The sequence below is a fragment of the Bradyrhizobium uaiense genome (assembly GCF_010811875.1).
Classification (GTDB): Bacteria; Pseudomonadota; Alphaproteobacteria; order Rhizobiales; family Xanthobacteraceae; genus Bradyrhizobium; species Bradyrhizobium uaiense.
This window is the reverse complement of sequence record NZ_VKHP01000326.1, coordinates 1-9,117: the sequence shown is the minus strand read 5'-3', so window position 1 is coordinate 9,117 and position 9,117 is coordinate 1. Positions and strand designations below refer to the sequence as shown.

Annotated in this window: 6 protein-coding genes; 2 read left to right on the top strand and 4 right to left on the bottom strand. The window is 64.2% G+C overall.

All coding sequences use genetic code 11. The annotated features are described in order from the left end of the window. On the bottom strand, nt 1–3,097 hold a 3,097-nt coding region (locus tag FNJ47_RS42170), incomplete at its 3' end, for an efflux RND transporter permease subunit (RefSeq protein WP_163162200.1). A gap of 3 nt (nt 3,098–3,100) precedes the next feature. After that, nucleotides 3,101–4,234, bottom strand: a complete 1,134-nt coding sequence (locus FNJ47_RS42165; protein WP_163162198.1) for an efflux RND transporter periplasmic adaptor subunit — start codon at nt 4,232–4,234, stop codon at nt 3,101–3,103. A 222-nt stretch (nt 4,235–4,456) separates the two neighbouring features. On the opposite strand from FNJ47_RS42165, the gene FNJ47_RS42160 reads away from it, so the two are divergent. Continuing rightward, nucleotides 4,457–4,915, top strand: a complete 459-nt coding sequence (locus tag FNJ47_RS42160) for a GNAT family N-acetyltransferase (RefSeq protein ID WP_163162196.1) — start codon at nt 4,457–4,459, stop codon at nt 4,913–4,915. A 10-nt stretch (nt 4,916–4,925) separates the two neighbouring features. Continuing rightward, nucleotides 4,926–5,723, top strand: a complete 798-nt coding sequence (gene xth, locus FNJ47_RS42155; protein WP_163162194.1) for an exodeoxyribonuclease III — start codon at nt 4,926–4,928, stop codon at nt 5,721–5,723. Nucleotides 5,724–5,776: 53 nt separating this feature from the next. On the opposite strand, the gene FNJ47_RS42150 is transcribed toward xth, so the two are convergent. After that, nucleotides 5,777–6,613 carry a tetratricopeptide repeat protein gene (locus tag FNJ47_RS42150; protein WP_163162191.1) on the bottom strand — a complete coding sequence of 279 codons (837 nt, stop codon included), beginning with the start codon at nt 6,611–6,613 and terminating at the stop codon, nt 5,777–5,779. Further along, nucleotides 6,600–8,324 (bottom strand): dihydroxy-acid dehydratase, encoded by a 1,725-nt coding sequence (gene ilvD, locus FNJ47_RS42145; protein WP_163162189.1) that lies wholly within the window; start codon nt 8,322–8,324, stop codon nt 6,600–6,602. Before ilvD ends, FNJ47_RS42150 begins: the two co-directional genes overlap by 14 nt. Nucleotides 8,325–9,117: the final 793 nt, after the last annotated feature.

The window sequence follows — 9,117 nt, the reverse complement described above, 5'->3', positions numbered from 1 at the left end:
CGTCGCCATCCGCCTCTGCCTGCGGATCGAGCTTGCGGCGCAGCCTGCGGTCGATGCGGTCGAGATAGATGTAGATCACGGGCGTGATGAACAGCGTCAGCAGTTGCGACACGCAGAGGCCGCCGACCACGGCGACGCCGAGCGGCTGACGCAACTCTGCGCCGGCGCCGGCGCCGAGCGCGATCGGCAGCGTGCCGAAGATCGCCGCGAACGTCGTCATCATGATCGGACGGAAGCGCAGCAGCGCCGCCTCGCGGATCGCGTGCTCGGCGCTGAGGCCGACGCGGCGGCGCTCCAGCGCGAAGTCGACCATCATGATGGCGTTCTTCTTGACGATGCCGACCAGCATCACGATGCCGATCATCGCGATCACAGACAGCTCCATCCCGAACAGCATCAGCGTCAGGATCGCGCCGATGCCGGCCGACGGCAGGCCGGAGATGATCGTGATCGGGTGGATGAAGCTCTCATAGAGAATGCCGAGGATCACGAAGGCCGCGAACACCGCGGCGAGGATCAGCACGCCCTGCCCGCGCAGCGAATCCTGGAACACCTGCGCGGTGCCGGAGAATCCGGTCGCGATCGTCGGTGGCAGATTTGCGGTCTGCTCGAGCTCGGTGATCTTGTCGACGGCGTAGCCGAGCGAATTGCCGGGCGCGAGGTTGAACGAGATCGTCACCGCCGGCTGCTGGCCCTGGTGGTTGATCTGCAGCGGCCCGACCGACGGCACGAGCCGCGCCACCGCATCGAGCGGAATGGTCTGGCCGTTCGCGGTCTTCATGTAGAGCTTCGAGAGATCGGACGGATCGACCCGGAACTGCGGCTGCACCTCCAGGATGATCTGGTAGTCGTTCGACGGCATGTAGATGGTGCCGACCTGCCGCGCGCCGTAGGCGTTGTAGAGCTGGTTACGGACCTGATCGACGGTGACGCCGTAGACCGCCGCCTTCTCGCGGTCGATGTCGACCGTCATCTGCGGGTTCTTGATGTAGAGATCGGTGGTGACGTCGAGCAGCCCCGGGATCTTCTCGATCTTGTCGCGCATCTCCGGCGCCAGCCGGTACAGCGCCTCGGTATCACCGCTCTGCATCACATACTGATACTGGCTCTTGGAGATGCGGCCGCCGATGTTGAGGTTCTGGACGCTCTGGAAGAACGCCTGCATGCCCGGAATCTCGCGGGCCTTCTGCCTGAGGCGCCCGATCACCACGGTAGCGTTGTCGCGGGTCTTCTGGGGCTTCAGCGCGATGAACAGCCGGCCGTAATTGGTGGTCGGATTGGGACCGCCGGAACCGACGGTGGAATTGATGTAGTCGATCGCAGGATCGGTGCGCATCACATCGACCAGCGCCTGCTGGCGCACCTTCATCGCCTCGAACGAGGTGTCGGTCGCCGCCTCCGTCACGCCGATCAGGAAGCCGGTGTCCTCCTGCGGGAAGAAGCCCTTCGGCACGATCATGTAGAGATAGACGGTGCCGCCGAGCGTCGCGAGCGTGACCACCAGCATCAGCGCCTTCTTGGCCAGCACCCAGTCCAGCGCCCATTCATAGGCGCGCAGCCAGGCTTCGAACATCGCCTCGAATACGCGCAGCACGATGTTCGGCCGCTTGGTCGCATCATGCGCGCGCAGCACGCGGGCGCACAGCATCGGCGTCAGGGTCAGCGACACGAAGCCGGAGACGATGATCGCGACCGAAACGGTGACTGCGAATTCGCGGAACACGCGGCCGACGATGCCGCCCATCAACAGCACCGGGATGAACACGGCGATTAGCGAGAAGGTGATCGAGATGATGGTGAAGCCGATCTCGTGGGCGCCCTTCAGCGCCGCCTCGAACGGCTTCATGCCGTGCTCGATATGGCGGACGATATTCTCCAGCATGACGATGGCGTCGTCGACCACGAAGCCGACCGAAAGCGTCAGCGCCAGCAGCGTCATGTTGTTGATCGAGTAGTCCAACGCGTACATCACCGCGCAGGTGCCGAACAGCGAGATCGGCACCGCCAGTGCCGGGATGAAGGTTGCGGACGCCGAGCGCAGGAACAGGAAGATCACCAGGATCACGAGAGCGACTGCGATCAGCAGGGTCTCCTCGACGTCGCTGACCGCCTGCCGGATCGAGACCGAACGGTCCATCATCACCTGCATGGTCACCGAGGGGGGGATCGCGGCGCGCAGCGACGGCAGCTTTGCGAGAACGGCGTCGACCACCGCCACCGTATTTGCGTCGGGCTGCTTCTGGATCGCAAGCACGATCGCGCGCTCGTCGTTCATCCAGGTCGCGATCTTGTCGTTCTCGACGCTGTCATAGACCTTGGCGATCTCGTCGAGCCGGACCGGCGAGCCGTTGCGCCAGGCGACGTAGATCTGGCGGTAGTCGGCCGCCTTGTCCATCTGGCCGGAAGCCTGCAGCGCCACGTCCTGCTTGGGGCCGTTGAGCGTGCCGACCGGGGTCGAGGAATTGGCGCGCGACACCGCGGCGCGGATATCCTCCATCGAGACACCGCGGGCGGCGGCGGCCTCCGGATCGGCCTGGACGCGGATCGCAAATTTCTGCGCGCCGTAGATCAGCACCTGGGCAACGCCGGGCAGCTGCGACAGCGCCTGCCCGATCGTGATGTCGCCGTATTCGTTGACCGCCGACAGCGGCAGCGTCGCCGATCCCAGCGAGACGAACAGCACCGGGAAATCCGCCGGGTTCACCTTCCGGAAGCTCGGCGGGATCGTCATCTCGATCGGCAGCCGGCGCTGCGCGATGGTCAATGCGGTCTGCACGTCGAGCGCGGCGGCATCGATGTTGCGGTTGAGGTCGAACTGAATCGTGATGACGCTCGTGCCCTGCGACGAGTTCGAGTTCATCGATGAGATGCCGGCAATGGTCGAGAGCTGACGCTCGATGATACCGGCGACCGAGGCCGCCATGGTGTCGGCGCTGGCGCCGGGCAGCGTGGCCGTGACCGCAATGGTCGGGAAGTCTACCTTGGGCAGCGCCGAGACCGGCAGCAGACGAAAGCCGAACACACCGAATGCGATGATCGACGCCGTGATCAGCGTCGTCATGACCGGGCGGCGGATGCAAAGCTCGGACAGCGTCATCGGTCAGGCTCCGGCCTTGCGCGCCCGTAGCTCGACCCGCGATCCCTCCGACAGCAGCAATTGGCCGTCGACGACGATGCTTTCATCGCCCGCCAATCCGTCTGAGATCACCGATGAGCCCTGGAAGGTGCGGTCGACCTTGACCGGTTGGACCTTGGCGACGCCGTCCTTGACGATGAAGACGAAATTGCCGTTCTGGCTGCGCTGGACCGCAACCGTCGGCACCACGACCGCATCCTCGCTGCGGATGATCAGCTTGGTCTGCACGATGGTGCCGGGCCACAGCGTCTCGCTCGCATTGTTCATGATGCCGCGCACGGTCACCATGCCGGTGGTCGCATCGACGGCGTTCTCGACCATCGCGACCTTGCCGCTCTCGGAGCGCTGGTGGCCGGGAATCGTCGCGATCACCTTGGGATCGGTCTTCCCCATGGCGTCGCGCAGATCGACCAGCGCACGCTGCGGAATCGCGAAGGTGACATAGACCGGCGCCATCTGGTTGATGACCGCGAGCGGCTGGGTGTCGGCCGGGCGAACGAAGTTCCCGACCTTGACGTTGGCGGCGCTGATCCGCCCCGCGAACGGTGCGCGGATCACGGTGTAGCTCTTCTGGACGCGGAGATTTTCCAGCGCGAACTGGTCGGCCTTGATGGTCCCGATCAGGACGTCGGACTGGGTCTTGGCATTGTCGAGATTGACCTGGGTGGTCGCGCCCTTGCCGACGAGCTCCGTGTAGCGGCGGAGGTCGCGCTGCGCGCCCTCGAGCTGGGCCTGGTCGCGGGCGAGCACGCCCTCGGCCTGCTCGATCTGGGCGTCGATCTGCCGCGCGTCGAGCATGAACAGCAGGTCGCCTTCATTGACCCTGGCGCCGTCCCCGAAATGCACCGAGACGATGGTGGTCTCGAGCCGCGACTTCAGCGCCACGCTGGAGATCGGCGTCACCTGTCCGATCGCATCGACATCGACCGGCACCGATTTGCGTTCCGCCTTGGCGAGATCGACCGAGACCGCACGCGGTCGCGGGATCCCTTGCGTGGTGGCGGCACCGCCACCCATCCATGAAGCGCGGGTCATGTAAGCCGCCCCGGCCGCAATGCCGAGAACAGCAACAGTCAGAACCAAATTGTGTTTTTTCATAAGTTTTGCACGTGCGCTGCCGGCTTCCCTTGCGGGCCGGAACGCTTCGCAACTCCCCCGTCGGCAATTGTTACGCCTTGTTTCCGGAGAGGGTTAGCACAGGCGGATCGCCCATGGTATGCCACCAAAGTGAAATAGTGCGGCCTTGGTCCGGTCCCCGGCGTGCGCAGCGCCGGAAATTCGGGCATACCGTGTCGCTTCAGCTTTCCGAATCCCTACCTCATGCCCGCCTCAGTCCTCATCTGCACCTGGGAAGAAGCCCGCGAGCGCTCCCGTGCGATTCGCACCAGCGTCTTTGTCGAGGAACAGGGCGTGCCGGTGGAACTCGAATGGGACGACATGGACACCTTGAGTTGGCACGCGCTGGCGTTAGCCGAGGACGGCGCGCCCGTCGCCACGGGCCGGCTGCTGCCGGACGGCCACATCGGCCGCATGGCGGTGCTCAAAACGGCACGCGGCACCGGTGTGGGCGCGCGGGTGCTGGATGCGCTGATGGCCAAGGCCACCGAACTCGGCTATCCCGAACTGATCCTGAACGCGCAGACGCAGGCGGAGCCGTTCTACGCGCGCGTCGGTTTCGCGCGGGTCGGCCTCGAATTCGAGGAGGCCGGCATCCCACACATCGAGATGCGGAAACGCTTGGTCCAAGCGGGGCGCCCGGTTGCGCGCCCCATTAAATGAAGGATGCCCGATGGCAGTTCGCATCGCTACGTGGAACGTCAACTCGGTCCGGCAACGGATCGAGCTTCTGGTCGCCTGGCTGAAGGAGTGTTCCCCCGACATCGTCTGCCTGCAGGAGATCAAATGCGTCGACGACGCGTTTCCCCGGCTCGAGGTCGAGGCGCTCGGCTATAATGTCGTCACCCACGGCCAGAAGACCTTCAACGGCGTCGCGCTGCTCTCCAAGCTGCCGTTCGACGAGACCAAGTCGGGCCTCGCCGGCGACGACGAGGACGCCCACGCCCGCTTCCTCGAAGGCGTCGTCACGCTGAAACAGGGCGTGGTGCGGGTCGCGTGTCTTTACCTGCCCAATGGCAACCCTGCGAACACCGACAAATATCCCTACAAGCTCAAATGGATGTCGCGGCTTCTTGAGTACACGCGGGAACGGCTTAAGGCTGAGGAGCCGCTGATCCTGGCAGGCGACTTCAACGTCATTCCGGCCGCCCGCGACGTCTACAATCCGGCCGCCTGGGCCGACGATGCGCTGTTTCGCCCGGCGACCCGCGAGGCCTTTCAGTCGCTGCTCGGCCTCGGCCTCACCGATGCGCTGCGCGCGGTCAATGACGAGCCCGGCCAGTACACCTTCTGGGATTATCAGGCCGGCGCCTGGCAGAAGAACTGGGGCCTGCGCATCGACCATCTCTTGATGTCGCCGCAGGCCAGCGACCGGCTGATCGATGTCGGCATCGACAGCTATGTCCGCGCCTGGGAGAAGCCGTCAGACCACGTTCCGGTCTGGGCCGATCTCGATCTCGAGACCGCCTGAGCCTTGCCGGCCGAGCGACCCGCCGGGCCCCGGGATATCAGTCCCAGCGGCCTCTAATCGCGGCGGCCCTGCACCCAGTGCTCGAGCATCTGCAACGCCATGGCGCGATCGTCTTCGGACGCCTTGGCGATCGCCCGGTTATAGCTTTCCTTGATCCAGGCCTCTTCCGGCGTCGCGCTGTCGCGCGCGAGCGTCAGCCACATCAGTCCGCGAGCCCGCTGCGGCGGCAGCCGGTCGCCGTTGAACAGCATCTGACCAAGCAGCGCCTGCGCCTGATGCTGGCCCTTCTGGGCGGCAAGGCCCAGCCAGCGCGCGCCATAGCGGAAATCGTCCCGCGAGGCGTCCGGCGTCTTCAGATACAGCCGGGCAAGGTCGTACTGGGCGTCGGCATTGCCGAAATAAGACGCGGCGTAGGAGAACATCTCCCGCGCCCGCTCGGTGTCCGCCTTCACCTTGGAATTGGGAATGCCGCTCAGATAGTAGCGACCGAGCGCCACGAAGGCGTTGGCCACGATCGAGGCCTGCGGCGCCGACGGCGAGTCCTCGGCATGCGCATTGGCGATCCGGCTGAAATACTCGAAGGCGCGCATGTCGTCCTGGATGACGCCGTCGCCCTCGGCGTACATCTTGCCGAGCTTCCACTGCGCCACCGGGTGGCCGCCCTCGGCCTGGTACTGAAGTGTGCTGAAGGAGGAGGTCGGCGCGGTCGCCGTCGGAGCAACCGGCGTGGCGGCCCGCTTCAGTGCCGCGGCTGTGCCGGGCTGCGGAGCGACCACCGGAAGAACGGTATCCTGGGGGCTGACCGGAGCACCGTCGAATCCGAATCCGGGGCCCGCCACCGGAATGGCCCCTAACGCAAACGCAAATATCGCACGCTTAAACGTCCGCATAACACTGTTTCTCGCACGCGCCACCCGGATGGGTGACTGCGCCATCCACCGCCGGCCCCACTTGCTCGGCGTACTTCCACAGCGCACCAGATGTATGGTTCGTCGCGCGAGGGGCCCATTTGGTCTTACGATTTGCGAGTTCGGCGTCGCTCAAATTTACGTTAAGGGTGCCGGCGACCGCATCGATCTCGATGATGTCGCCGTCTTGCAACAACCCGATCGGCCCGCCGACGGCCGCTTCGGGTCCAATATGTCCGATGCAGAAGCCACGGGTGGCGCCGGAGAACCGGCCATCGGTGATCAGGGCAATCTTGCCGCCCATCCCCTGCCCGGTCAGCGCCGCCGTGGTCGCCAGCATCTCCCGCATCCCGGGACCGCCCTTCGGCCCCTCGTAGCGGATCACAATCACCTCGCCTTCCCGATAGGTGCGCTGCTGCACCGCCTCGAAGGCGTCTTCCTCGCGATCGAAGCACCGGGCGGGGCCGGTAAACCTCAGGTTGGACATTCCCGCGACCTTCACGATCGCACCCTCCGGAGCGAGATTACCCTTCAGCCCGACAACGCCACCTGTCACGGTGATCGGATTGTCGGCGGGCCGCACCACATCCTGGTGCGGATTCCATTTCACGCTTTTGAGGTTTTCGGCGATCGTTCGGCCAGTGACGGTGAGGCAATTCCCGTGCAGGTGGCCATTGTCGAGCAGCGTCTTCATCAGCAGCGGAATGCCACCTACTTCAAACATGTCTTTGGCAACATAACGGCCACCCGGCTTCAAATCCGCGACGTAAGGAGTCTTTTTGAAGATTTCGGCAACGTCGAACAAATTGAATTTAATGCCGCACTCATGGGCGATCGCCGGCAGGTGCAGCGCAGCATTGGTCGAACCACCTGAGGCTGCAACCACGGCCGCAGCATTTTCAAGGGCTTCCCGGGTGACGATGTCGCGGGGCCGGATGTTTTTGGCGATCAGCTCCATCACCTTCTCGCCGGCGGCGGCGCAGAAGGAGTCGCGGATCTCGTAAGGCGCCGGAGCCCCGGCGGAATACGGAAGCGCCAGGCCGATCGCCTCGGAGACGGTCGCCATGGTGTTGGCGGTGAACTGGGCGCCGCAGGCGCCGGCCGACGGGCACGCCACCCGCTCGATCTCGTCGAGATCCTCGTCAGACATGGCGCCGACCGAGTGCTTGCCGACCGCCTCGAACATGTCCTGCACGGTCACCGGCTGGCCGCGGAAATTGCCCGGCAGGATCGAGCCGCCATAGATGAAGATCGACGGCACGTTGAGCCGGACCATCGCCATCATCATGCCCGGCAGCGACTTGTCGCAGCCGGCGAGCCCGATCAAGGCGTCATAGGAGTGGCCGCGGACGGTCAGTTCGACCGAATCGGCGATGCATTCGCGCGACGGCAGCGACGAGCGCATGCCGTCATGGCCCATGGCGATGCCGTCGGTCACGGTAATAGTGCAGAACTCGCGCGGCGTGCCGCCGGCCGACGCCACGCCCTTCTTCACCGCCTGCGCCTGGCGCATCAACGAAATGTTGCACGGGGCCGCTTCATTCCAACATGAAGCAACGCCGACAAAGGGTTGATGAATCTGGGCTGTCGTCAGCCCCATCGCGTAGAGATAGGAACGATGCGGTGCGCGCTCGGGGCCCTCCGTCACATGACGGCTCGGCAGCCTGCCCTTGATGTTCGTCTTGGCGTCCATCCTGGCGTCCAATCGCGACCCTGTTTCCCGCGCTCTTTCCTCCATCAACGCCGGAACCCGAAAAAATGTCCCGTCGTCGGAGCGCTGGCTATTCAGCTAGGTGAATATCCTTTCATGTCGGGGTGTGGCCAAAAAGCGGCGCAACTACCAACCGGCTGTGTTTAGGGTTAAATGTTCAAACACAGTTGCGAAAACGCAACAATCGTGTCCGCCGGGCAACCATGTATTACCCGTCCTTATGGAAACCTTACAGTCGCCTGACCAAACAGCCGTAGGGCGACGTCTAGCGACAGAACTCGCCTGAGTTGTGGATGAGGTTGTCGCACTCTCTCACGCCGCGCTCGTGACGAGCGCGAAGCGCCCCGCGACCGGGAGAGACGGCAAAATCATTACATTTCTAATAAAGCGAAATACCTAGTCGAGAGCATTGCGCTGTCGGGGAAACTCGGTGGCATGGGGCCGCGGAGCTCTCTCCCAGCCATGCCGGACCGCACTTCGATCGGTCAAGATCGCTGTCCGGAAGAATTTAGTTCTATCCAATAATTATTCTGCACTAGACGCTGCCGAAGTAGTAGCGTCGCAACTCCCTCAGTAACAGTCAGGGACGCGCCCGCCATGTCTGCTCTTCAAGCAAAGCTGGAACGATTTGAGGTCCTCGCCGACGAATGCGAGCTGATCGCTAGCAGGACGTTGGATGGGAGCAACCGCGAACTATACCAGCGGCTGGGCGGCCATTATCGCGAGCTGGCGACCGACATGCGGGCCGTCATCGCGACGATCGATGCTACGGCAG